The organism is Streptomyces sp. NBC_00440 (assembly GCF_036014215.1).
Lineage (GTDB): Bacteria > Actinomycetota > Actinomycetes > Streptomycetales > Streptomycetaceae > Streptomyces.
Genome location: NZ_CP107921.1, coordinates 4,371,194 through 4,395,812 on the forward strand (window position 1 = coordinate 4,371,194; position 24,619 = coordinate 4,395,812).

Below are 24,619 nucleotides of genomic sequence, written 5' to 3' on the forward strand. Positions count from 1 at the left end.
CGGAGGGGTGGCGGCCCTCAGGCGTGTTCACGGCGGTTGTGGCTGTCGAGCATCCCGGACTGTGCGATGCGGACGCCCAGTTGCACCCGGTTCGTGGTGCCGAGCACGGTGGAGAGGTGTGCGATGTGGGTGCGGCAGGTGCGGACGCTGATCCCGAGCCGTTTGGCGACGGCTTCGTCGGGGTGTCCTTCGCTGAGGAGCCGGGCGACGGCGTACTGGCGCTCGGAGATCCCTGCCTCGGCCGGTACGGGTGGGGCAGGTTCGTGCAGGGGGATCCCCTGGCGCCAGAACCGTTCGAAGACGGTGGCGAGGTATTCGACCAGTGCGGGGTGGCGCAGTTCCAGGGCGGTGGTGCGGTCCGCGCTGGCGGGGATGAACGCGACCGAGCGATCGACGATGATCAGGCGCTCGGGGATGTCGTCCAGGCTGCGGATCTCTATGGAATCGCCCATCTGCTTCAGGTAGTCACGCAGTCCCGGGCTGTGCAGCGAGGACCGTTGGTAGAGGGTGCGCATGTGGGCTCCGCGTTCGCGCAGCGCGAGATCCCTGGGCAGAGCGGTGCTCAGGGCGTACTCGCTGCGCGGTCCTGGCTGGACACACATCATTTCCGTGCGGCATTCGTTGGTGGCACGGTCGATCGCGGTGTTGATGCGCGGGAAGCCTTCCAGCACCACGATTCCGGGCGAGTCCTCCGGTGGACGCGGGGTGTCGAGTGCGATGAACCGCTCCAGGGTCTCCGCGATCCTCACCTCGCGCGAACGGCGCGTGTGGATCTCCGACTCGATATCGCGGAGCAGCGCGTGGAGAGCCAGCGAGGGAGGCGTGGGCAGGAGGCGCTCCATGTCGTCCGGATCCGGGTGCAGGAGTCCCAGGTCGATGAGGCACGGGGCCGCACCTGCGGCCTCGCGCCTGATGCATCGCTGCTTCAGGGCTTCCGCGTATATCCGGTTGCCGGGCTCGCACAGCTCCTCCACGCCATGTGTGTGCTGTGGCGCCGTCACTTCTGCTCCGTCTCTGAGTTCCGGGTGCTCGGTGAGGACTGCGGGCAACCTTCCGGATCTCGACGGTAGCCCGGCGACAGAGGCCGCGCACCCCCCCCTCATCAAGCTGCAGAGCAGCAAGTTGAGGGTGGTCGTTCCGCCGTTGGCACACCAAAATCATTGCTTGTGACGGATGCACCGGGGCGGCGTGGCCAGACGCGGAACGGTCCGTTCGCGCTGCGCCGGAGGTCAGCTTCCCTGCTCCAGGATGCCGGACTGCGCGATCAGGTAGCCGAGTTGGGCCCTGCTGTTGCTGCCGAGTGTCGAGCTGAGTTTCGCTATGTGCGCGCGACAGGTGCGGACGTTCATACCGAGCCGGCGGGCGATGGCCTCGTCGACGTGCCCCTCGACGAGCAACTGGGCGATGGACAGCCGGACACCCGATATCCCCTCGGGGTTGGAGTGGTACGGGATCTGCTCCTGCAGAGGCACGCCACGTCTCCAGAACTGCTCGAAGACCTTGACGAGGTACTCGACCATTCCCGGGTGGCGCAGCTCCAGTGCGATCTGGCGGTCGTCGGTGGCCGGGATGAACGCCACGGTGTGGTCGAAGATCATCAAGCGCTCTATGAGCTCTTCGAGCGTGCGGATCTCCACCTTCCCGTCGGCGACGAGGTCCACGTACGCCAGCGTGCCGCGGCTGTGCCTGACCGTGTGCTGATACAGCGTGCGCATACTGACGCCGCGGTCGAGCAGGGGCCTGCCGCGCTCCAGGGCCTGAGTGAGTTCGTGCTCGCTGCGGGCGCCCCCCGGCTGGATCGTCAGCACTTCCGTCTGGCACGCCGCGGTGGCCAGATCGAGCGCCGCGTTGATCCTTCCGAACCCCTCCAGCACGGTGATGGCGTGAGTGGGGGGCGGGTTCTGCGCGCTGATGGTCATGAACGGCTCGAAAGTGTCGGTCAGTTCCACCGACCGTCGTCTACGGTCCTGGATCTCCCGCTCGATCGGGTGGAGGCGCTGTGTGAGCGCGGCCGACGGCGGTACCGGGCGGAGCCAGCCCGCGTCGTCGGGGTCGGGGTGGAGCAGCGCGAACTCCAGTAGACACGGGGCGGGGCCCACCTCACTGCGCGGGATCTTGCCGAGGCTCAGCGCGCTGGCGTAAAGCCGCGCACCCTCGTCGCAAAGTTCGGTAATGGCGTGAGGATGTGTCATGTTTGCGTAGCTTGTGGTCAATTCTCCACCCCCCAGGAACATGAATGTGCAGGAACATGATGCATCGTCCCTGTGGCGTTGACGTGCCTGGATGAGCCATCGTCTAGGAACGCGGGGGAGAGGAACACATCAAGTGAGGACGAAGCCCACTATGAAGAAAAAGATGCTTCGCTCGGTGCTTGCGGCAGTCTTCTCCGCAACTGTGCTTTTTGGTGCAGTAAGTGCTGCAGATCTTGGGTGGGGGAGCGCGCAGGCTGCTGCCACGCCGGGGGATCTCGGCTGGGGCAGCATGCATGTGGCCGCCCCGCTCGACCTCGGCTGGGGCAGCACTTCGGCATCGGTAAGCGCATGACCGTCCCACCGGACGACAGAGTCTTCCAGCGCGAGATGGCTGTCGCTTACCGCTCCGGGTGGCATTTCATCGACCTCGTCACGGCGATTCCGCACCGTGGTGATTCGTTGATGGTCACCCTGTTCGGTGAGCCGATCCTCGTCGTACGCGAGGACGACGGTGACGATGGTGACGTCCGCGCCTACCGGTGCCTGCGCAAGCCCCGGGGCGCCCCACAGCCTGTTCGCTGTGCCGTTCGCTACGGCATGGTGTTCGTGAACCTCGACCGGCGTGACCACCAGTTGTTCGACGTCGAGCCGACCACAGCTATCCCCCGCAGTGCCTGACGCGATTCCCCCGGCGTAACAGATCGCTCAGGTGCTTCCCCCACACAGCGGCGCCACCGTGACCTGAACACGGTGGCGCCGCTGTGCTGCGCGCGTGAGGTTCCGCCGCCGGTCAGGCGCGGCCCATCGCCCGCTCGACGGTGATCTCGATCAGGACCCGGTCCGGGTTCTCGGTCGGCGTGCGCCCGTAGCGCTCCGCGTAGCGCCGTACCGCGTCGGCGACTGCGTCCGGCTCCGTACGGATCCTCGCGCGCCCCTCCAGCGTCGCCCAGCGACCCGGCGCCACCTGGCAGACCGCGACCCGCGCGCCCTCGGGCCCCGCGGCCAGGATGTTGGCGACCTTCCGTGACTTCTTGTTGGCGATGACCCTGGCGATCCCGGCCTCCGGTTCCCACGTCACGCCGACCGGCACCAGATGCGGTGAACCGTCCGGGCGCGGGGTCGTCAAGGTGCAGCGATGGAATTCGCGCCAGAAGCTGAGGTAGGGCGGATCGGGGTTCCGTGGGTCAATGGCCATGGGCGCGAACCTATCCGGCCCCCGGACCCCGGCCGCCCCCGGTGTGGCAGAGATCCTGTCGGTCAGGGGGTGGCGGCCCTGTCAAATGTATGTTGAGTGGCTTAGACTCAACTTTATGTACGGTGCCTGAGTCTAGGCAGGCTGAGTCGCTGCGCCGGGTCGCGGCACGCAGGCCACACACGCCACACACGCCACACGGACCACACAGGCATCGCACCGAGTCACTGCAGGGACGGACCCGCCCCGCGAGGAGGAGAGCGCACACGTGGACGCCGAGCTGACCAACAAGAGCCGGGACGCGATCACCGCGGCGAACAGCCGCGCCGTGTCCGACGGCAACCCGGACCTGACCCCCGTACATCTGCTGCTCGCCCTGCTGGAGGGGCAGGACAACGAGAACGTCGTCGACCTGCTGGCGGCTGTCGAGGCGGACCAGGCGGTCATCAGGTCCGGGGCCGAGCGGCTGCTCGGCGGGCTGCCCAGCGTGACCGGGTCGACGGTCGCACCCCCGCAGCCGGACCGCGAGGTGCTCGCCGTCATCGCAGATGCCTCGAAGCGGGCCAAGGAACTGGGGGACGAGTACATCTCGACCGAGCATCTGCTCATCGGGATCGCCGCCAAGGGCGGCCACGCCGGCGAGCTGCTGACGCAGCAGGGCGCCGGTGCAAAGGAACTGCTGGAAGCGTTCGAGACGAGCAGGGGAGGGCGCCGGGTGACCACACCCGACCCCGAGGGTCAGTACAAGGCGCTGGAGAAGTTCGGTACGGACTTCACGGCCGCAGCGCGTGACGGCAAGCTCGACCCGGTCATCGGGCGGGACCACGAGATCCGCCGGGTGGTGCAGGTGCTGTCCCGGCGCACCAAGAACAACCCGGTGCTCATCGGCGAGCCCGGCGTCGGCAAGACGGCCGTCGTGGAGGGCCTCGCCCAGCGGATCATCAAGGGCGATGTGCCGGAGAGCCTCCGGAACAAGCGGCTGATCTCGCTCGACCTGGGTGCGATGGTCGCCGGTGCCAAGTACCGCGGCGAGTTCGAGGAGCGGCTGAAGTCCGTCCTGGCCGAGATCAAGGAGAGCGACGGCCAGGTCATCACCTTCATCGACGAGCTGCACACCGTCGTCGGCGCGGGCGCGGGCGGCGACTCCGCGATGGACGCGGGCAACATGCTCAAGCCGATGCTGGCCCGCGGCGAGCTGCGCATGGTCGGCGCGACGACCCTGGACGAGTACCGGGAGCGCATCGAGAAGGACGCCGCCCTGGAGCGGCGCTTCCAGCAGGTGCTGGTCGCCGAGCCGTCGGTCGAGGACACCATCGCGATCCTGCGCGGGCTCAAGGGCCGGTACGAGGCCCATCACAAGGTCCAGATCGCGGACGCGGCCCTGGTCGCCGCCGCGACCCTCTCCGACCGCTACATCACGTCCCGCTTCCTGCCCGACAAGGCCATCGACCTGGTGGACGAGGCCGCGTCCCGGCTGCGGATGGAGATCGACTCGTCCCCCGTCGAGATCGACGAGCTCCAGCGCTCCGTCGACCGGCTGCGGATGGAGGAGCTGGCCCTCAAGAACGAGTCCGACGCCGCGTCCAAGCAGCGCCTGGAGAAGCTGCGCCGCGACCTCGCCGACCGCGAGGAGGAGCTGCGCGGACTCACCGCACGCTGGGAGAAGGAGAAGGAGGGCCTCAACCGCGTCGGTGAGCTGAAGGAGCGCATCGACGGGCTCCGCGGCCAGGCCGAGCGTGCCCAGCGCGACGGTGACTTCGACACCGCGTCCAAGCTGCTCTACGGGGAGATCCCCGGCCTGGAGCAGGAGCTGGAGGAGGCCACCGCGGCCGAGGAGGAGGCCGCCAAGACCGCCGACACGAAGAGCACCATGGTCAAGGAGGAGGTCGGCTCCGACGACATCGCCGATGTGGTCGGCTCCTGGACCGGTATCCCGGCGGGCCGTCTTCTGGAGGGCGAGACGCAGAAGCTGCTGCGCATGGAGGACGAGCTGGGCCGGCGCCTGATCGGCCAGACCGAAGCCGTCGCTGCCGTCTCCGACGCCGTACGCCGCACCCGCGCAGGCATCGCCGACCCCGACCGGCCCACCGGCTCGTTCCTCTTCCTGGGCCCGACCGGCGTCGGCAAGACCGAGCTGGCCAAGGCGCTCGCCGACTTCCTCTTCGACGACGAGCGGGCCATGGTCCGCATCGACATGAGCGAGTACGGCGAGAAGCACTCGGTGGCCCGTCTGGTCGGCGCGCCACCCGGCTATGTGGGGTACGAGGAGGGCGGCCAGCTCACCGAGGCGGTGCGCCGGCGCCCGTACAGCGTGGTGCTGCTCGACGAGGTGGAGAAGGCTCACCCCGAGGTCTTCGACGTGCTGCTCCAGGTCCTGGACGACGGACGCCTCACCGACGGTCAGGGCCGCACGGTGGACTTCCGCAACACCATCCTGATCCTGACCTCGAACCTGGGCAGCCAGTATCTGGTCGACCCGCTGACCAAGCCCGAGGAGAAGAAGAAGCAGGTCCTCGACGTCGTACGGGCCTCCTTCAAGCCCGAGTTCCTCAACCGCCTCGACGACCTGGTGGTCTTCTCGGCGCTGTCGGGGGACGAGCTGGCGCACATCGCGGGCCTCCAGATCGACCGCCTGGCCGCGCGCCTCGCCGACCGGCGGCTGACCCTGGACGTCACCCCCGGCGCGCTGGCCTGGCTGGCCGAAGAGGGCAACGACCCGGCGTACGGCGCCCGGCCGCTGCGCCGGCTGATCCAGACGGCGATCGGCGACCGGCTCGCGAAGGAGATCCTCGCGGGCGAGGTCACCGACGGCGACACGGTCCGGGTCGACCGGGTCGGCGACGGGCTGATCGTGGGGCGTGCGGAGTAGGGCGAACGGCTGGGTGACGGGCCCGTCACCCCTCCGGGGTCCCCCGGGGGTGACGGGCCCGTTCCTGTTACCCGTTCCTGTTACCCGTTCCTGTTACCCGTTCCTGTTACCCGTTCCTGTTACCCGTTCCCGTTCGCGGACACGAACCGCCACCACCGGCCGTACGGCGCGGCCGGACACCCAAGATCGGGCAAACCTGTCCGCCCCTGGCGGATAAGACCCGGCGGGGCTTGCCACGCCCCGCCCGCTATGGGAGAGGATGGCGGAACTCGTACGAAGGGCAATTCAAAGATGACCATCGACCCGTCCTCCATTCCGAACTTCGGGGGCCAGCCCGATCCGCAGGATTCAGGACCGGCGGGCCCCGTCGTTCCCGACCAGGATCTGGTCAAGCAGCTCCTTGAGCAGATGGAGCTGAAGTACGTCCTGGACGACGAGGGCGACCTCGCCGCGCCGTGGGAGGAATTCCGTACGTACTTCATGTTCCGCGGTGAGGACGACCAGCAGGTCTTCTCGGTGCGGACGTTCTACGACCGCCCGCACGGCATCGAGGAGAAGGTCCAGCTCCTGGAGCTGATCGACGACTGGAACCGCCGCACGCTGTGGCCCAAGGTCTACACGCACACCCACGACGACGGCAGCGTCCGGCTCATCGGTGAGGCGCAGATGCTCATCGGCACCGGCGTGGCCCTGGAGCACTTCGTGTCGTCCACGGTCAGCTGGGTCCGCGCCTCGATCGAGTTCGACAAGTGGCTCGTCGACCAGCTCGGTCTTGAGCAGGACCTGGAGTCCGGCAAGGGCGACGACGAGCCCGGCGACAACGCCTGAGCGGAGCGCCGGCAAGGCCTGCGCCTGCGACGGTGCCTGCGACGGTGCTCAGAGCGGTACGTCCGCGTCCGTCAGGAGATAGGCGCCGTAGCCGAGCGAAAGCCCGGCCAGGATCGAGATCACCACGATCACGGTTCCGGGCCGGGCTTTCGCCATCGACCGTGCGACCGGCAGCAGCAGCGGGAAGGCGGGCAGCAGAAAGCGCGGTCTGCACTCGAAGAACCCGCCGGCGCCCAGGACCACCAGCAGCAGCGCGCCCGTGTACACGAGCACCGGCAGGGGCGGCCTGGAGCGGTCCCGCAGGAGCCGTACGAAGAGCACCAGGGCGGCCCCCACGAGCACCACGCTGACCAGGACCGCCGGCGGCCGCGTCCCCAGCGCGATCTGCCCCAGGAGCGGCCCCCATCCGGCGCCGAAGTCGAACCGCGATCCCCAGCCGTCCTGCACGGTGAAGTACCCGCCGAGCAGATGGCCGGTGCGCGCCCCGGCCCACAGGACGTACCCGGCCCAGCCGAGCGGTGCGATCACCGCCGCGGCGCGGACCCTCCCGCAGCCGCGCCCCCGGACCATCTCGTACAGCGCGGCAGCGCACACCGCCGCCGCGACCGCGTACCCGTTGGGCCGGGTGAGCCCCGCGCCGACAGCCAGCGCCGCGGCCCACAGCCACCGCCGGGTCAGCAGCGCGTAGAGCGACCAGGCGGCGAACGCCGTGAGCAGTGGCTCGGTGTACGCCATGGACAGCACGACGGAGTGCGGCAGCACCGCCCACAGCAGCACCAGCAGAGCCGCCACCCGGCGCCCGTACAGCCGCTCGCCCACCGCGTGGATCCCGCAGGCAGCCACCACGGCCGAGGCCCAGGAGACCAGCAGCCCGGCGCCGCCGCCGGTGATCCGCAGCACGGCGGAGACGGCCGCCACGAGCCCGGGGTACAGCGGGAAGAAGGCCAGGTCGCTGAAGACCCGCCCGTTCGGCCCGAGGACCGTGCGGCCGTAGCCGTGCGCGGCGATCGAGCTGTACCAGCGGGAGTCCCAGGAGTCCCCGAGCAGCGCCACCGGGTCCCGCCCCTCGTACGCGGCCCAGAGCGCCAGCACCGCGACCCCGGCGAGCCGCACGGCGAGGAAGAGCGCGACGGCCGGGGCGGCCCGGCGCAGCAGAGCGGCGCCCCCGGGGAGGGGCTTCTCGGCCGGTGCGGAGAGAGCCGCGGAGACAGCTTCGGAGACGGCCGCGGTGGGAGCTGCGGGGCTGGCTTCGGTGGGCCCGGCGTCGGTGGCTTCCCCGTCGGACGCTTCCGAGTCGGCGGACAGGGGGCACCTCCGGGGTGCGCGCTGAGTCGGTCGGTCCTTCCGACTCTCCGCGCCACCGGGCGCCCGCGCGACCGGGGTCGGCCGACCGGGTCAGCCGCCCAGCCGGATCAGCCGCTCAGCCGGCGCAGCCGTTCGCTCGCGTCCCGGAGCACCTCGTCCCGCTTGCAGAACGTGAAGCGCACCTGGCTGCGCCCCGCCTCCGGGTCGTCGTAGAACACCGAACTCGGCACCGCCACCACACCGCAGCGCTCCGGCAGCGCCCGGCAGAAGGCGAGCGCGTCCTTCTCGCCGAACGGGGCGATGTCGGTGGTGATGAAGTACGTGCCCTGCGGCTCGTACACGGTGAATCCGGCGGCGCGCAGGCCCGCGTCGAGCAGGTCGCGCTTGCGCAGCAGATCGGTCCGCAGGGTGGTGAAGTAGCTGTCCGGGAGCCGCAGGGCCTCGGCGACGGCGTACTGGAACGGCCCGGCGCTCACATAGGTCAGAAACTGCTTCGCCGTGCGGACCGCCGCGACGAGGGCCGGGGAGCCGGTGACCCAGCCGACCTTCCAGCCCGTGAACGCGTACGTCTTGCCCGCCGACGAGATGGACACCGTGCGCTCGCGCATCCCGGGCAGCGCCGCGATGGGGCTGTGCGTCCCTTCGTAGACAAGGTGCTCGTACACCTCGTCGGTGACCACGAGCAGGTCGTGTTCGATGGCGAGTGCGGCGATGGCGCCCCGCTCATCGGCGGTGAGGACCATCCCGGTGGGGTTGTGCGGCGAGTTGAGCAGCAGCAGCCGGGTGCGGGGCGTGATGGCGTCGCGCAGCGCGTCGAGGTCGGGGCGGAAGTCCGGGGCGCGGAGGGTCAGCGGTACGCGGACGGCGCCCGCCATGGCGATACAGGCGGCGTACGAGTCGTAGAACGGCTCGAACGCGATGACCTCGTCGCCCGGCTCCAGCAGGGCGAGCATCGATGCGGCGATGGCCTCCGTGGCGCCCGCGGTGACCAGCACCTCCGTGTCGGGGTCGAAGCCGATGCCGTAGAAGCGGCGCTGGTGGTCGGCGATCGCCGAGCGGAGTTCCGGGATGCCCGGGCCCTGTGGGTACTGATTGCCCCGGCCGTCGCGCAGCGCCCGGACCGCCGCCTCGCGGACCTCCTCCGGGCCGTCGGTGTCCGGGAAACCCTGCCCCAGGTTGATCGAGCCGGTGGCCGTGGCCAGCGCCGACATCTCCGCGAAGATCGTCGTGCCGAGTCCGTCCAGCCTTCGGTTGAGCAGCGGCCGTCCGCCGACCTGGCCCGTGGAGCTTCGCGTAGTGGTCATGGCGGCCATCCTGCGCCGAACCTCTGGACTTCCTCAACTCCTGCTTGAGGCCGCGCGTACCGGGGATTGGCCTGTCACACGAGAAGTCCGGCAGCCGGGCGGGGACCGACGGGGGACCCCGCTCCGCCGGACGGATGAGAGGTGAGGGCCGTGGGCTTTTTCATCGTGGCGGTGGTGGTGATCGTGCTGGTCGCGCTGGTGTCCGCAGACCGGAAGCGCGGCGGGCGCCGTGGCGGCCGAGGCCGGTCGTCCGCCGTGGGCGGTACCGCGGGCGGTACGGCGGGCGGCAGCTGGTGGGCCGGGGACAGCGGTTCGAGCGGTCACCACTCGGGCGGGCATTCCGGTGGGCACCACTCCTGCGGCGGGGGCGGCCACTCGTCCTGCGGCGGCGGGTCGTCGTGCGGGGGCGGTTCGTCGTGCGGCGGCGGCGGTGGCGGCTGCGGCTCCAGCTGACGCCGGGTAACTCCGCGGCCTGTTCCGCGGCCTATTCCGCGGCCTATTCCGCGTCCTGTTCCGCGGCAGTCTCCGGACGCGGGCCCTTCAACTCCGTTCTGAGGCCGGCGTCCACGGGCGCCCGTCGAGTCAATCCCCGGCGGGCGCCCGCTGTTTGAGAGCCCGCTGCGTGAATGCCCTCTGCTTGAGCTTTCTCGCTCCGCCGCTGTGCCCCCGTGCCTCCACCCGGCCGGAGCGGTCGCCCAGCCGCTCGGCGGCAGGCCGTACAGCTCGCCCCGCGACTCACCTCGCCGCTCACCCGTATCCCCCTCACCACCGGTTTGTTGAACGTATGAACAGCGGAGCCCCCGAGGGGATGGAAACCCCGTCAAGTTGGGTAAAAACACTGTGAGCGTCGCGTACTTCGTGATTCCCTCCATGTGAGAAGAAGCAGTCCTCGGACCTGAGACCTGACCGTGGCCCATGCCGGCGTCTCTTTCCCTGACACCTGCTCCGGGGAGAACCCCGTCCATCTGCCGATTGTGTGTTGCGGAGCCCACCCATGCTCACGACCCTCAGTACCGCCTACACCGACACCCGTGCCGCCGATCTGGCCTGGGCGCTGGGCCGCGAACCGCTGCCCGCGCTCGCGGTCCTCGATCTCGAACTCGGCGGCGCCAAGCTCCAGATGAGGCTCCTCGGCGCCTCCCATCAGGTGCTTCTGGAGGAGGAGGGCGGCCATTGTTCCGAGACCGTCGCCTGCATTCCGGGCAGCAGCACCCCTTTACCGCTCGGCATCGCGGAGCGCGTCGGCGACTGGGGGTACGAGTTCGCGGCCTGCGTCGAGACGCTCTCGGCCTGTTCTTTCGCTGGGCGCGCACAGGAGTTGCTCGCGCTGGTCGCCGACCATCCGAACGGCATCGCCGGTACGTTCCCCGGCTCGCCGCACGCCTTCACCGCGATGCTCGCGCAGCGGCACGAGGGCCAGGTGCACTGGCGCACCTGGCATGCGTACCCACAGGAGGGGCAACTCGTGGTGACCCGTACACGCGTTGGGGTGCGTATCCCCGTCGAAGCCTGATCGCCCCCTCGTGGGTTACAGGTTGCGTGCGGTGCGTAACGTAGCGTTCGTCGCGTGATCGACCAGTCCGCGCCCCCCGAAGCCCAGGACGCGCGGCTCTCCGTACGCCCGAGGACCGGCAGGCTGCTGGTGCTCGCCACGGTCTTCGTCTGCGCCGCCTGCGGACTGGTGTACGAGCTCGAACTGGTGGCGCTCGCCTCGTACTTGATCGGGGACTCCGTCACCCAGGCGTCCGTCGTGCTGTCCGTCATGGTCTTCGCGATGGGGATCGGCTCGCTCCTCGCCAAACGGCTGCGGGTCCGCGCCGCCGTGGGCTTCGGGCTGGTCGAGGCGGCACTCGCGCTGACCGGCGGCGGTTCGGCGCTCGTGCTGTACGCGTCGTTCGCCTGGGCGGGCGGCGGCGGTTCGCGGTATGCCCTGGTCGGGTTCTCACTGGCGATCGGTGTGCTGATGGGCGCCGAGATCCCGTTGCTGATGACGCTGATCCAGCGGGTGTCGCGACAGGACGCGGGCGGCGCCGTGGCCGACCTGTTCGCGGCGGACTACGTGGGCGCGCTGGTCGGCGGTCTCGCCTTCCCGTTCCTGCTCCTGCCCCTGCTCGGCCAGCTCACCGGGGCGCTGCTCACCGGCACGGTCAACGCCGTGGCAGGCGGGGCACTGGTGCTGTGGCTCTTCAGGCACGATCTGACGAGGCGCGCCCGCGGGTGGCTGATCCTGGTGAACGTGCTGGTGCTCGCCGTGCTGGCCACGGCGACGGCGCTGGTGGGCGACTTCGAACTGGCGGCGCGGCGGGCGGTGTACGGGGCGCAGGTGCGGGTCGCCGAGCAGACCCGCGTCCAGGAGATCGTCCTGACCCGGTCCGCGCACGGCACCCTGGACCTCTTTCTGGACGGCCGGCTCCGGGTCGACGGCGCGGACGAGCGGCAGTACCACCGGGCGCTGGTCGACCCCGCGATGCGCGGCCCGCACCGGAACGTACTGATCCTGGGCGGCGGCGACGGCCTCGCGGCCCGTGAGGTGCTGCGGCACCGGGGTGTGGCGTCGGTGACGCTGGTTGAGCTGGACCCCGGCGTCGAACGGCTCGCCCGCACCGATCCCGGGCTCGCCGCGCTCAACGGGCACGCGTACCGCGATCCGCGGCTGCGGGTGATCACGGGCGACGCCTTCAACTGGCTGCGGTCGTCGAGGCCGAAGTACGACGTGGTCGTCGCGGATCTGCCCGATCCCGGCATCACCGCGAGCACCAAGCTCTACTCGGAGGAGTTCTACGGACTGGTGTCCCGGGTGCTGGCCCCAGGCGGCCGGCTGGCCGTCCACGCGGGTCCGGTCGGCACGCGTCCCGGCAGCTTCTGGACGGTCGACGCGACGGTGCGGGCGGCCGGTCTGCGGGCGCTCCCGTACCGGGCGTCGGGCCGTGGTGCGGGCTTCGCCGCGGGCCCCGACCGGGCGAAGGGCACCGGGCAGACACCCAGCGACTGGGGCTTCGTCCTGGCGGCCCGCAGGGATCCGCGGCTGGGACCGGCTGCTGCGGGCACCTGGTCACGTGTGCCGGGCCGGCCCCCGGGTGTGCCGCCGTCGACACTGGTGCATCCGCGGTACGGGCGGTGAACGCGGTACGGGCGGTGAACGGGGTGGCGGCGGTGCCGGGCGCACCGGCCGGGGCCGGTCTGTACCGGCGGGGACCGAAAGGCAGACGAGTCGGCCGTGGCTGAGTAGGCTCGACTTCCATGGAGCATGAGGTGTTCGTTCCGGTTCCGGCAGAGTCCGTCCGACGGGTCCTGGCGGACCCCGCCCGTGTGGCCCGCTGCGTACCGGGGCTCCAACAGGACGCCGACCGTACGGACAGTGGTGACAGCCGGGAGGGCGCGCTCGCGGGCCGGCTCAAGGTCCGGATCGACGGGCACACGATCACCTACCGCGGCACCGTGCGCATCGCCGAGCGCGACGGTGACTACGAGGTCGACGGCGAGGGCACGGAAGCCCGCGGACCGGGCTCGGTGAAGCTCTCACTGAGGCTGAGCCTGGCTGGTGCTGGTGCTGGTGCTGGTGCTGGTGCTGGTGCGGATGCGGATGCCGATGAGGGTGCGGATGCGGCCGGCGGTGCGGATTCGGGTGGCCGTACGGGTACGACCCTGAGGTGCACGGGAACGGTTCAGGCGACCGATGGCCGGCTGGCGCACCTTGCCCCCGACGCGGTGCTGACGGCCGCACGCCGCCTGCTGGACCGGTTCGGGGACCGCGTACGCGCCGAGGCCGAGGCTCAGGCTCAGTCCGGGGCGCAGGACGGGCCGCAGGGCGCGGACCAGGGACCGGATGCGGACGTGGACGCGGACGCGGTGCCGGATACGGCCCCCGCGCCTGACGAGCGGCCGTCCGCGACCGGCGATTCCGGGGACGAGGCCGGGGCATCGGTGTTCGACGCGGAGGTGCCGCCGCCGTCGCTGGACCCGGTGTCCGAAGCGGGCTTCACCCCGGCGGGCGACCCGCCCGTGGAGGCCGCACACGCCCGTCGCACGATGATCGGCCGCAGCGCGGAGGAGGTCGACCACGCCCCGCCGCGCGGTCGCTACGCCCCGGTACCGGCCCCGTCGTCGAGCACGGCGGGAGCGACCCTGCGCTGGGCGGCCCCCGCGGCGGCACTGGCGCTGGCATCGGCGGTCGTAGTGGGCCGGGCACTGCGGCGCCGACGCTGAACCGGGCGGCCGGGGTCGTTAGGGTCGGGGTGTGAGTAGCGAAGAGGTCCGGCTCGCCGCCGGCGACGTCGAGTTGACCGTGAGCCCCGAGAACGGGTGCCGTATCCGCAGCCTCCGCATCGGCGGCACCGAACTGCTGCGCCAGGGGGACAAGTTCGGCTGCTTCCCGATGGTGCCCTGGTGCGGCCGTACCGGGAACGGCCGGTTCAGCAGCGGCGGCATCCCGCACCAGCTGCCGCTGAACTCCCCGCCGCACGCCATCCACGGCACCGGCCGCAACACGGCCTGGCAGCGCTCCCGCCCCGGCAGCAACGACGGAACCGCTGTGGCCGTGTTCACCTACGAGCTGGCCGACCCCTGGCCGTACCCCGGCCGGGTCACCCAGTCCTTCGAACTGACCGAGTCCGCCCTGACCCTCACCCTCGGTGTGGAGACCTACGGCGACTCGTTCCCGGCGCAGGCGGGCTGGCACCCCTGGTTCAACCGGAACCTGGGCGCCGGTGGTGATGCGCAGGTCGACTTCCAGCCCGGCTGGCAGGAGGAGCGCGGCGACGACCACCTGCCCACGGGCAAGCGGATCGACCCTCTCCCCGGCCCCTGGGACGACTGCTTCGGGATGCCGGACGGTGTGGATGTGACGCTCACCTGGCCCGAGCAGCTGGAGCTGAAGGTCCACAGCCGCGACGAGTGGGTCGTGATCTACGACGAGCAGGCGGAAGCGGTCTGCGTCGAGCCCCAGTCCGGCCCGCCGAACGGTCTGAACACGCTGCCCCGCCTGGTGACGGCCCTCGACCCGCTGGAGATCACGACGACCTGGAGCTGGCGCCGCCTCTGAGCCCCGCCCGGCTGCCCCCGAGCCACCGCGAGGCACTGCCCGCCGTCGCAATTAAGCTCGGGGGCATGACTGACGTACGCGCTGATCTGCTCCAGCACATCAAGGACAAGGCCGTGGTGCACGGCAAGGTGACGCTCTCCTCGGGGATCGAAGCCGACTGGTACATCGATCTGCGCCGGATCACCCTGGACGGCGTGGCCGCGCCCCTGGTCGGTCAGGTGATGCTGGATCTGACCTCCGGGCTGGACTTCGACGCGGTCGGCGGCCTGACGCTGGGCGCCGACCCGATCGCGGACGCCATGCTGCACGCCTCGGCTGCCCGCGGAAAGACGCTGGACGCGTTCGTCGTACGCAAGGCCGCCAAGACGCACGGGATGCAGCGCCGCATCGAGGGCCCGGACATCAAGGGCCGCCGCGTCCTCGTCGTCGAGGACACCTCCACGACGGGCGGGTCTCCGATGACCGCCGTGGCGGCGGTACGTGAGGCCGGTGGCGAGGTGGTCGCCGTCGCCACGATCGTGGACCGTGACACCGGCGCCGCCGAGGTCATCGCCGAGGCGGGGGTGCCGTACATCTTCGTGTACAACCAGGACGACCTCGGGCTGTGAGGCTCTGAGCACGGGGTGTGGTTTCACGTGAAACCACACCCCGTCGTCCGGGTCAAGGCACCACGCCCGGTGGACCCGCGCCAGGAGTCTGGAAAGATGGGGGCGACGATGACGTCGCCCCCAGGTCAGGGACCAGTTACGCACACCCGCACATCCCAAGGAGCGGACAGATGCCCATCGCAACCCCCGAGGTCTACAACGAGATGCTCGACCGGGCGAAGGCAGGCAAGTTCGCCTACCCGGCCATCAACGTGACCTCGACCCAGACCTTGCACGCGGCGCTGCGCGGCTTCGCCGAGGCCGAGAGCGACGGCATCATCCAGATCTCCACCGGCGGTGCGGAGTTCCTGGGCGGCCAGTACGCCAAGGACATGGTCACCGGATCGGTCGCGCTCGCCGAGTTCGCGCACATCGTCGGCGAGAAGTACCCGGTCACGGTCGCGCTGCACACCGACCACTGCCCCAAGGACAAGCTCGACGGCTATGTCCGTCCGCTGCTTGAGGTCTCCCGCAAGCGCGTCGAGGCCGGCCTCAACCCGCTCTTCCAGTCGCACATGTGGGATGGCTCCGCCGAGACCCTCGCCGACAACCTGGCCATCGGCCAGGAGCTGCTGGCGCAGGCTACCGCCGCGAAGATCATTCTTGAGGTCGAGATCACCCCGACCGGAGGCGAGGAGGACGGCGTCAGCCACGAGATCAACGACTCGCTGTACACGACCGTCGACGACGCGCTGCGTACCGCCGAGGCGCTCGGTCTGGGTGAGAAGGGCCGCTACCTGCTGGCTGCTTCCTTCGGCAATGTGCACGGCGTCTACAAGCCGGGCAATGTCGTCCTCCGCCCCGAGCTCCTCAAGGACCTCCAGGAGGGCGTCTCCGCCAAGTACGGCAAGCCCGCCGGCAGCCAGCCGTTCGACTTCGTCTTCCACGGCGGCTCCGGGTCCTCCGCGGAGGAGATCGCCACCGCGCTGGAGAACGGCGTCGTGAAGATGAACCTCGACACCGACACCCAGTACGCCTTCACGCGTCCCGTGGTGGACCACGTCTTCCGCAACTACGACGGTGTCCTGAAGGTCGACGGCGAGGTCGGCTCCAAGAAGACCTACGACCCGCGCACCTGGGGCAAGGCCGCCGAGGCCGGCATGGCGAAGCGCGTCACCGAGGCCTGCGCCAACCTGCGCTCCACGGGCACCCGCATCAAGTAGGCACGTCCGTCTCGCAGGCACGCGCATCACGTAGGCACGTCCGTCACGCAGGCACGTCCGTCACGCCGGGCCCGGTATCCCGACCAGGGGTGCCGGGCCCGCGTCGTCATATCCGCACGTACCGTCGGATCAGTCAGATCAGAGAGGGCGCCGCACATGGGGTACGACGCGGAGTACGACTTCGACACCGCTGTCGACCGGCGCGGCTCCTGGAGCGTCCAGTGGGACGGGGTCGCGGACCGGTTCGGCGTGGACGGGCTGCTGCCCTTCACCATCTCCGACATGGACTTCCGCTGCCCGCCCGAGGTCCTCGCGGCCCTCCACGAGCGCATTGGCCACGGGGTGTTCGGCTACACCGACTGGCGGCTCGGGGAGTTCCGGGACGCGGTACGGGACTGGTACGTGACCCGCTTCGACACCCGGATCGACACCGGCCGGATCGTGTACGGGCCCTCCGTGCTCAACCAGCTCTCGCAGCTGCTGCGGATGTGGACCGGCGAGGGCGACGGTGTGGTGGTCCACACCCCCACCTATGACGGCTTCACCAAGGCGGTCTCCGGCCTCCGCCGGGAACTGCGCGGCTGCCCGGTGGACGACGACGCGGAGCTGGAGCGCCTGCTCGCCCGGCCGGACAGCAAGGTCCTGCTCCTCTGCTCGCCGCACAATCCCACCGGCCGGGTGTGGACCCACGACGAGCTGACCCGGTTCGCCGCACTCGCCGAGCGGTACGGCACCGCGGTCATCTGCGACGAGATCCACGCCGACTTCGTGCACGACGGGCACCGGCATCTGCCCTGGACCCGGTACGGGCGCGGCCGCTGGGCGCTCATCACCTCCGGCAGCAAGGCGTTCAACTTCCCGGCGCTGACCGGTTCGTACGGCATGATCGGCGACCCGGACGACCGGGCGGAGTACCTCACCCGCATGGAGACGGCCGAGGGGCTGGCCTCGCCCGCGGTGCTCTCGCTGACGGCGCACATCGCGGCGTACCGGCACGGGGCGGCCTGGCTGGACGCGGTGCGTGCGTACACCGCGGCGAATCTGTCGGTGCTCGCCGAGCGGCTGAACACGGCCTTCCCCGAGCTGGGCTGGGCGCCGCCGCAGGCGGGCTATCTCGCCTGGATCGATCTGCGCCCGCTGGGCATCGACAGCGCGGCGCTCCAGCGGCAGCTGATCGAGGTGGAGAAGGTGGCGATCATGCCGGGCTCGGTCTATCGGGCCGAGGGATTCGTCCGGCTCAATGTGGGCTGCCCCCGGGACAAGGCGGTGGCGGGCGCCGACGCGCTGGTGCGGGCGGTCCGGGCCGTGCGGCCGTAGCAGAAGAGTCTCCGGGCGGACGGTCCTGCTGCCCGGTCCTGCTGCCCGTGGCAGCTGTATCCACCGGGGCCAGGCAGACTGGCTTCCATGTCCATTCACGAGAATCTGCTCGGGGGCCCTCCCGAGACCCGTCTTCCTGACGACCCCGAACCCCGCGAGCTCCTCGCGGGCGGCACCGCACCCGCCGATGTGGCGGCGAAGTACCCGACCTCCTCGCTCGCCTGGGCGCAGCTGGCCGACGACGCCTTCGAGCACGGGCGGGTCGTCGAGTCGTACGCGTACGCCCGTACCGGCTACCACCGCGGCCTCGACTCGCTGCGCCGGGCCGGCTGGAAGGGCCACGGCCCCGTGCCGTGGGACCACGAGCCGAACCGTGGCTTCCTGCGGGCCCTGCACGCCCTGGCCCGCGCCGCGCAGTCGATCGGTGAGGACGAGGAGTACGAGCGCTGCACGGTGTTCCTGCGTGACTCCTCGCCGGCCGCGGCGGACACGCTGGGCTGACCCTGCCGTGCGGAGCAAGGGCCGGACACGCACCGTGTCCGGCCCTTGCTTGTCTTGCCGTGGAGCGGGTTCCGCGTCAATGATGAAGGCGGGGACCGGGGCCCACCTGTCGACGGAAGGGGCGGACCGCTACCTGGAGCACCACCGAGGAGACAGCGATGTCTACGCCTTCGCACGACCCCGCCCCGAACCACCACGACCCGGCCCAGCGCCGGGACTCAGCCCCGAATCACGCCCCGGCCCCGAATGACGACTCGGCCCCGAATCTGGATTTCGCGGGGACCACCCCGTACGAGGACTACGTGCAGGCGGATGTCCTCACCCACCTCCAGCATCTGCGTTCCGACGATCCGGGCGAGATGGTCTTCCTGGTGACCACCCAGGTCATGGAGCTGTGGTTCACCGTGATCGTCCACGAGTGGGAGACCGCGGCGGCAGCCCTGCGCGGTGATGATCTGCCGGCCGCCCTCGCGGCCCTGAAGCGCTCGACGTACGAACTGCAGTCGCTCAACGACTCCTGGCGGCCGCTGGCCCAACTCACCCCCGCGCAGTTCAACGCGTACCGCAGCGCGCTCGGCGAGGGGTCGGGCTTCCAGTCCGCGATGTACCGCAGGCTGGAATTCCTGCTGGGCGAGAAGTCCGCTTCGATGCTGGTCCCGCACCGCGGAGCGCCGCGGGTCCACGCCGAGCTGGAGAAGGCGCTCCAGGAGCCGAGCCTGTACGACGAGGTGCTGCGGTTCATCGCCCGGCACGGGCAGCCGGTGCCCGCCACCGTGCTTGAGCGCGATCTCTCGGCGAGGTACGAGCCGTCGCCGGAGGTCGAGGCGGTCTGGACCGCGGTGTACACGGGGGAGCAGGACTCCCCGCTGGTCCGGCTCGGCGAGGCGCTGACCGATGTCGGCGAACTGGTGTGGCGCTGGCGCAACGACCATCTGGTCGCGACCCGCAGGGCGATGGGGTCGAAGACCGGCACGGGCGGCTCGGCCGGGGTCTCCTGGCTGGAGAAGCGTGCCGCGAAGAGCGTGTTCCCCGAGCTGTGGACGGCACGCAGCCATGTCTGACCCGGCCGCCGGGGTGACCCCGAAAGCCCCGGACATCCCCGGCGAAGCCTCAGCCGGGCCGTATTCCCCGACATCCCCGACGACCGAGGACCAGCTGATGAAGCCCGCACCGGTGCAGTCCGAGCCCGACCTGTCCGGCCGGCCCGGCCCGTCCGCCGTGCCCGACCTGTCCGACGGGTCCGCCCTGGCCCGCCGGGCCGCCGAACTGGACGCCGCCGACGAACTGGCGCCGCTCCGGGAGCTGTTCACCGTCGCCCCCGGCACGGTCTACCTCGACGGCAACTCCCTCGGTGCCCTGCCCCGGCACGTCCCGGCGCGGATGCAGGAGGTCATCACCCACGAGTGGGGTGCGCTGGGCATCCGCTCCTGGGAGGAGTCCGGCTGGTGGACCGCGCCGGAGCGCATCGGTGACCGGATCGCGCCGCTCGTCGGTGCGGCGCCCGGCACGGTGGTCGTCGGCGACTCGACAAGCGTCAACGTCTTCAAGGCACTTGTGGCCGCGGTCCGGACGGCCGGGGACGACCGCGACGAGATCCTGGTCGACGCCGAGACCTTCCCGACGGACGGCTATATCGCCGCGTCGGCGGCCCGGATGACCGGCCGGCGGATCGTCCCCTACGCACCGGGCGACCCGATCGGTCCCCGTACCGCCGCCGTCCTGGTCAACCATGTCGACTACCGCACGGGACGGCTGCACGACCTGCCCGCCGTGACCGCAGCCGTGCACGCGGCGGGCGCGGTGGTCGTCTGGGACCTCTGCCACAGCGCCGGTGCGCTGCCGGTCGGGCTGGCGGCCCACGGGGTCGACTTCGCGGTCGGCTGCACCTACAAGTACCTGAACGGCGGGCCGGGTTCGCCCGCCTTCCTGTATGTGCGCCCGGACCTCCAGGCCTCCTTCGACTCACCGCTGCCGGGCTGGACCTCGCACGTGGACCCGTTCGGTATGGAGCCCGGATACACCCCGGCCGACGGCGCCCCGCGGGGCCGGGTCGGCACCCCCGACATTCTCTCGATGCTCGCTCTGGAATCGGCGCTCGATGTCTGGGAGGGGGTGTCGGTCGAGGCGGTCCGGGCCAAGTCACTCGTCCTGACGGACTTCTTCCTGGAGTGCGTGAGCCTCGGATCGGTGACTCCGGCCGCACCTGAACTGCGCGGCAGCCAGGTGTCGCTGAGCTGCGAGAACGCCGGGGCCGTCATGAAGGAACTGATCGCCCGCGGTGTCGTCGGGGACTTCAGGCCGCCGGACATCCTGCGTTTCGGATTCACCCCGCTCTACGTCAGTTTCGGTGATGCGCTGCGTGCCGCCCGCGTTCTGGGGGAGGTACTTGCCTGATAGCGTCCCCGCTGGTCAGGGCAGCCCGGCCCGCACAGAGAGAGGTTGGAGTCGTATGTCGGACGACGCAGAGGCCGATTCGGTCCTCGCGCATCCCGCCGTCGCCCCGGATGCCACCGCTGCGTACGGCGATCACCCCGACCAGACCATGGACTTCTACGCCCCGCACGGCGGCGAGGGGCCGGTCCCGCTCGTCGTCGTGCTGCACGGCGGCTCCTGGCGGCAGCGGTACGACCGCGCGCACATCTCTCCGTTCGCCGCCTTCCTGGCCCGCCGGGGGTTCGCGGTCGCCAGTGTCGAGTACCGGCGGGGCGGTGCCGACGAGGGGAGCGCCGGCCGGTGGCCCGACACCCTGGACGACGTCGCCACCGCCCTGGACGCACTGCCCGATCTCGTACCGTCCGGCCTTCCGCGCGCCGACCTGCGGCGGACGGTCCTCACCGGGCACTCGGCGGGCGGGCACCTCGCGCTGTGGGCGGCGGCCCGGCACGTGCTCCCGCCCGAGGCGCCGTGGCACCGGTCCACGCCGCCCTTCCGGGGGGTGGTCGCGCTGGCACCGCTCGCGCACTTCGGCCTCGCCTGTGAACTGGGGGTGTGCGAGGGCGCGGTGGAACAGTTCCTGGCGTCCGCCGACACGGCGGCGGCGGGCACGGCGGGGGTGGACACCGCGGCCGTGGTCCGCGCGCAGTGGGCGGACCCGTCCGCCCTGCTCCCCACCGGCATCGCGACCACGGTCGTCCAGGGCCGGGACGACGCCACCGTCCCGCCGCAGCTCGCCGACGCGTACGCGGACGCGGCGGCCAAGGAGGGCGAACTGGTCGGCGTGACACTGCTCGACGGCGTCGGGCACTACGCGCCGATCGACCCGGCGGCCGACGCCTGCGCGGTGGTCGTCGCGGAGATCGAGCAACTGGCCTGGTGAGGGCCGGTCCGCCGCCCGACGGCGGACGACTGTCCTGGTGGGGACCGTCCGCCCCGCCGGCGGTACGACTGCCCTGGTGGGGGCCGGTCGACCCGCCGGCCTTACGACTGCCCTCGTCAGGGCGGCTCCACTCCGCCGGTAGTACCTGAGGGGGACCCCGCAGGTTCCACATCAGTACGGACGACCGGGACAGCGCCGCCGCCTACCGTGGTGCCTGTGACCGATACAGAGACGCGAAGCCCGGAGTTCCGGCTGGCCCAGGGGGTTCTGGCGGGCCTGCGCCAGGACCTCTTCCACGATGCCTTTGCCTATCGCCCGCTCCAGCCGATGCGGACGGACGGACCGCTGACCAGGCGGTTGCCCGGCCGGATACGGGCCCGCTCGGGGTGGTTCCCGCACGCGGTGGTGCTGGGCTTCGCGCTGCTCACCCTGCTCGTGGCCGCCCATGGCAGCGTCGACTTCGAGGGCCCCCTGGCTCTCGTGACCGGTCTGATCTCGGCCGGAACGGTCGTGATGACCCTGGTCAGGCCGGTCGGTGCCTGGTGGGTGTCGCTGGTGTCCGCCCCCGTCGTCAGCCTGCTCGGCAGCAGCTGGGGGTCCTGGCCCTGGGCCGACAGCGTCTTCCTCGCGCACCTCGTGGTGCTGACCGTGGTCGCGGCCAGGACCAGGCCGCGGACCGCCGCGTGGATGTGGGCGGGTACGGCGCTGTACGGGTTCGTCGCGGAAGCGGTAGCGGGCCCCGGTATGTACGGCTCCGACATGGCGATGATGCTGTTCCTCGCCGCGGTCGCCCTCCTCGTCACCACGACGGTGCAGGTCCGCCGGGAGGCGCACCGTGAGGTCACCGCCCAGCAGACGGTCACCGCCATCGAACGCGACCGGCGCACGCTCCTGGAGGAGCGCACCACCATCGCCCGTGAGCTGCACGACGTCGTCGCCCACCACATGTCGGTGGTCGCCATCCAGGCCGAGGCCGCCCCGTACCGGGTGACGGATCCGCCGCCCGAGCTGACCCGGTCGTTCGAGGTGATCCGGGAGAACGCGGTGGCGGCCCTCACGGAGCTGCGCCGGGTGCTCGGTGTCGTACGGGCCGAGGACTACGAGGCCCCGGACGCCCCGCAGCCCACCCTCGCCGAACTCGAAGGGCTGCTGACCAATGTCCGGGAGGCGGGCCTGGCCGTGGAGAAGACGGTGACCGGCGCGATGCGTGAACTCCCGCAGGGCGTCGAGCTGTCGGCGTACCGCATCATCCAGGAGGCGCTGAGCAACGCCCTGCGCCATGCGCCTGGTTCACAGGCCCGGGTGGAGATCAGCTACGTCCTGGGCGGGCTCGGTCTGCGCGTGGTCAACGGACCGCCGCAGGGCCTGGCCAAGCCTTCCCCAAGCTCTCAACCGAGTTCGAGCAGGGGATACCCCATTCCGGGTGCCGGGCACGGCATCACCGGGATGCGGGAGCGGGTCACCATGCTGAACGGTGAGATCACCACGGACAGCACGGAGGACGGCGGTTACGAGATCGCGGCGTTCATCCCGGTGCCGCGTTCCGCGGAGGAGTCCGAATGACGGCCGCACCGGTGATCAGGGTCCTGGTCGTCGACGACCAGATGATGGTCCGTGAGGGGTTCTCGGTCCTGCTCAACGCCATGCCGGACATCGAGGTGATCGGCGAGGCGGTCAACGGTGTCGAGGCGGTGGCCCAGGTGGCGGCCCTGCGCCCGGACGTCGTCCTGATGGACATCCGGATGCCCGAGCTGAACGGCATCGAGGCGACCCGCGAGATCGTCGCGGCGGACGAGGCGGCGAAGGTCCTGGTCCTGACCACTTTCGACCTGGACGAGTACGTCTACCAGGCGCTGCGCGCGGGCGCGTCGGGCTTCCTGCTGAAGGACGCGTCGGCTCGCCAACTGGCCGACGGAGTACGGGTGGTGGCGGCCGGCGAGGCACTGCTCGCCCCCACGATCACCAAGCGGCTGATCGTCGAGTTCTCCCGGCTGTCGGACACCCCGAGGCAGCCCGCGCTCGCCCGCGTCGATGAACTCACGGAGCGCGAGAGCGAGGTGCTCGTACTGATCGCGCAGGGCCTGTCGAACGCGGAGATCGCCTCCCGGCTGATCGTCGCCGAGTCCACCATCAAGACGCACGTGAGCCGGATCCTGGTGAAACTCGGCCTGCGGGACCGGACCCAGGCGGCGGTCTTCGCGTACGAGACGGGGCTGGTCAGGCCGGGGTAGCGACCACTCGGACGGGTGATCGTCGCGGGTTCGGGCCCGGATCGGCGTCCGCCTGGCGACACTGGTGCTCGCACAGAGGGGGGCACCATGACGGATGGGGCAGAGCGCACGTCTCAGATGACGGTCGAGGAATTCGAGAAGATCGCCACGTTCGCCGCAGCTGAGTCCGATGCCGTCGTGTTCGAGTTCATCGACGGACGGATCGGAGACCGCGGAGTGCCGGACGGGGATCACAACGAGATCTGGATGTGGCTGCAGGGAATCTGTATGCAGCACCGGCCCGAACTCGGTCTGTACGGCGGTGATCAGGGCCTGAAGGTCGAGTCGTACCGCAACGGCAGGGCGCGTCCGGACGGTTCTCTCGCCCTGCGGGGAAACTTCGCAGGTCAGGGCGAGTGGGCGGATCCGGACGGCGTGCTGATGACCGTCGAGATCACGGCGTACGACCGCGTTACCGACCGCCGGGACCGCAAAGGAAAGCCGGTCGCCTACGCCGGCGCCGGGATCCCGGTCTATCTGCTGGTCGACCGCGAGGCCGGTGCCGTCACGGTGTTCAGTGCGCCGGACCCGGAAGGCGGCGGCTACCGCGACAGTCACACCGTCAAGTTCGGCGAAGTGCTCATGCTGCCCGACCCGGTGGGTATCGAGCTCGACACCGAGGTGCTCCAGAACTACGTGCGCTGAGCCCCCCCGGGTGAGGCAGGGGGCTCACC

23 protein-coding genes are annotated in these 24,619 nt (G+C 70.7%); 18 read left to right on the forward strand and 5 right to left on the reverse strand.

Going from position 1 to position 24,619, the window contains the following annotated elements; translation table 11 throughout:
• Window positions 1-17: 17 nt before the first annotated feature.
• Complete coding sequence (locus OHB13_RS19780; RefSeq protein WP_328377983.1) at window positions 18-1,001, reverse strand: helix-turn-helix transcriptional regulator; 984 nt, start codon at window positions 999-1,001, stop codon at window positions 18-20.
• Between the two features lie 228 nt (window positions 1,002-1,229).
• Window positions 1,230-2,192, reverse strand: a complete 963-nt coding sequence (locus OHB13_RS19785) for a helix-turn-helix transcriptional regulator (protein WP_401604767.1) — start codon at window positions 2,190-2,192, stop codon at window positions 1,230-1,232.
• Between the two features lie 348 nt (window positions 2,193-2,540).
• Between OHB13_RS19785 and OHB13_RS19790 the strand changes: the two genes are divergently transcribed.
• Entirely contained in the window at window positions 2,541-2,870 is a 330-nt protein-coding gene (locus OHB13_RS19790) for a (2Fe-2S)-binding protein (protein ID WP_266854966.1), read from the forward strand.
• A gap of 112 nt (window positions 2,871-2,982) precedes the next feature.
• Here OHB13_RS19790 and OHB13_RS19795 read toward each other — a convergent pair whose 3' ends face one another.
• On the reverse strand, window positions 2,983-3,387 hold the full coding sequence (locus OHB13_RS19795) for a pyridoxamine 5'-phosphate oxidase family protein (protein WP_328377985.1): 405 nt from the start codon (window positions 3,385-3,387) through the stop codon (window positions 2,983-2,985).
• 265 nt (window positions 3,388-3,652) lie between these two features.
• On the opposite strand from OHB13_RS19795, the gene clpB reads away from it, so the two are divergent.
• Complete coding sequence (gene clpB, locus OHB13_RS19800) at window positions 3,653-6,253, forward strand: ATP-dependent chaperone ClpB (RefSeq protein WP_266854962.1); 2,601 nt, start codon at window positions 3,653-3,655, stop codon at window positions 6,251-6,253.
• A gap of 291 nt (window positions 6,254-6,544) precedes the next feature.
• Window positions 6,545-7,081: a YbjN domain-containing protein gene (locus OHB13_RS19805; protein WP_266854961.1), complete on the forward strand. Its 537-nt coding sequence runs from the start codon at window positions 6,545-6,547 to the stop codon at window positions 7,079-7,081.
• 48 nt (window positions 7,082-7,129) lie between these two features.
• On the opposite strand, the gene OHB13_RS19810 is transcribed toward OHB13_RS19805, so the two are convergent.
• The gene (locus OHB13_RS19810) at window positions 7,130-8,194 is read right to left on the reverse strand and encodes a hypothetical protein (protein ID WP_328377986.1); all 1,065 of its coding nucleotides are present in this window, start codon (window positions 8,192-8,194) and stop codon (window positions 7,130-7,132) included.
• Between the two features lie 299 nt (window positions 8,195-8,493).
• Entirely contained in the window at window positions 8,494-9,699 is a 1,206-nt protein-coding gene (locus tag OHB13_RS19815; RefSeq protein WP_443062958.1) for a pyridoxal phosphate-dependent aminotransferase, read from the reverse strand.
• A 141-nt stretch (window positions 9,700-9,840) separates the two neighbouring features.
• On the opposite strand from OHB13_RS19815, the gene OHB13_RS19820 reads away from it, so the two are divergent.
• The 15 genes from OHB13_RS19820 to OHB13_RS19890 all read left to right on the forward strand — a co-directional run bounded on the left by OHB13_RS19820 (window position 9,841) and on the right by OHB13_RS19890 (window position 24,590).
• A complete protein-coding gene (locus OHB13_RS19820; protein WP_328377988.1) occupies window positions 9,841-10,143 on the forward strand; it encodes a hypothetical protein in 303 nt (100 codons plus the stop codon).
• A gap of 541 nt (window positions 10,144-10,684) precedes the next feature.
• A complete protein-coding gene (locus OHB13_RS19825) occupies window positions 10,685-11,203 on the forward strand; it encodes a DUF2617 family protein (protein ID WP_266854956.1) in 519 nt (172 codons plus the stop codon).
• Window positions 11,204-11,257: 54 nt separating this feature from the next.
• The gene (locus OHB13_RS19830; protein WP_328377989.1) at window positions 11,258-12,811 is read left to right on the forward strand and encodes a polyamine aminopropyltransferase; all 1,554 of its coding nucleotides are present in this window, start codon (window positions 11,258-11,260) and stop codon (window positions 12,809-12,811) included.
• A gap of 119 nt (window positions 12,812-12,930) precedes the next feature.
• Window positions 12,931-13,896 carry a carbon monoxide dehydrogenase gene (locus OHB13_RS19835; protein ID WP_328377990.1) on the forward strand — a complete coding sequence of 322 codons (966 nt, stop codon included), beginning with the start codon at window positions 12,931-12,933 and terminating at the stop codon, window positions 13,894-13,896.
• A 31-nt stretch (window positions 13,897-13,927) separates the two neighbouring features.
• A complete protein-coding gene (locus OHB13_RS19840) occupies window positions 13,928-14,731 on the forward strand; it encodes an aldose epimerase family protein (RefSeq protein ID WP_328377991.1) in 804 nt (267 codons plus the stop codon).
• A gap of 65 nt (window positions 14,732-14,796) precedes the next feature.
• The gene (pyrE, locus tag OHB13_RS19845) at window positions 14,797-15,339 is read left to right on the forward strand and encodes an orotate phosphoribosyltransferase (RefSeq protein ID WP_328377992.1); all 543 of its coding nucleotides are present in this window, start codon (window positions 14,797-14,799) and stop codon (window positions 15,337-15,339) included.
• A gap of 170 nt (window positions 15,340-15,509) precedes the next feature.
• A complete protein-coding gene (fbaA, locus tag OHB13_RS19850; RefSeq protein ID WP_328377993.1) occupies window positions 15,510-16,541 on the forward strand; it encodes a class II fructose-bisphosphate aldolase in 1,032 nt (343 codons plus the stop codon).
• A 156-nt stretch (window positions 16,542-16,697) separates the two neighbouring features.
• Window positions 16,698-17,858, forward strand: coding sequence for a MalY/PatB family protein (locus tag OHB13_RS19855; protein ID WP_328377994.1), 1,161 nt, complete (start codon window positions 16,698-16,700; stop codon window positions 17,856-17,858).
• 87 nt (window positions 17,859-17,945) lie between these two features.
• Entirely contained in the window at window positions 17,946-18,359 is a 414-nt protein-coding gene (locus OHB13_RS19860; RefSeq protein WP_266854942.1) for a DUF3151 domain-containing protein, read from the forward strand.
• Between the two features lie 158 nt (window positions 18,360-18,517).
• Window positions 18,518-19,420: a tryptophan 2,3-dioxygenase family protein gene (locus tag OHB13_RS19865; RefSeq protein WP_328377995.1), complete on the forward strand. Its 903-nt coding sequence runs from the start codon at window positions 18,518-18,520 to the stop codon at window positions 19,418-19,420.
• Between the two features lie 97 nt (window positions 19,421-19,517).
• Complete coding sequence (locus OHB13_RS19870) at window positions 19,518-20,753, forward strand: kynureninase (protein WP_443062959.1); 1,236 nt, start codon at window positions 19,518-19,520, stop codon at window positions 20,751-20,753.
• A 55-nt stretch (window positions 20,754-20,808) separates the two neighbouring features.
• Window positions 20,809-21,675, forward strand: a complete 867-nt coding sequence (locus OHB13_RS19875; protein WP_328377996.1) for an alpha/beta hydrolase — start codon at window positions 20,809-20,811, stop codon at window positions 21,673-21,675.
• Between the two features lie 216 nt (window positions 21,676-21,891).
• Complete coding sequence (locus OHB13_RS19880) at window positions 21,892-23,238, forward strand: sensor histidine kinase (protein WP_328377997.1); 1,347 nt, start codon at window positions 21,892-21,894, stop codon at window positions 23,236-23,238.
• Window positions 23,235-23,906, forward strand: coding sequence for a response regulator (locus OHB13_RS19885; protein ID WP_266854935.1), 672 nt, complete (start codon window positions 23,235-23,237; stop codon window positions 23,904-23,906). Before OHB13_RS19880 ends, OHB13_RS19885 begins: the two co-directional genes overlap by 4 nt.
• Before the next feature lie 87 nt (window positions 23,907-23,993).
• The gene (locus OHB13_RS19890; RefSeq protein WP_328377998.1) at window positions 23,994-24,590 is read left to right on the forward strand and encodes a Uma2 family endonuclease; all 597 of its coding nucleotides are present in this window, start codon (window positions 23,994-23,996) and stop codon (window positions 24,588-24,590) included.
• Window positions 24,591-24,619 lie beyond the last annotated feature (29 nt).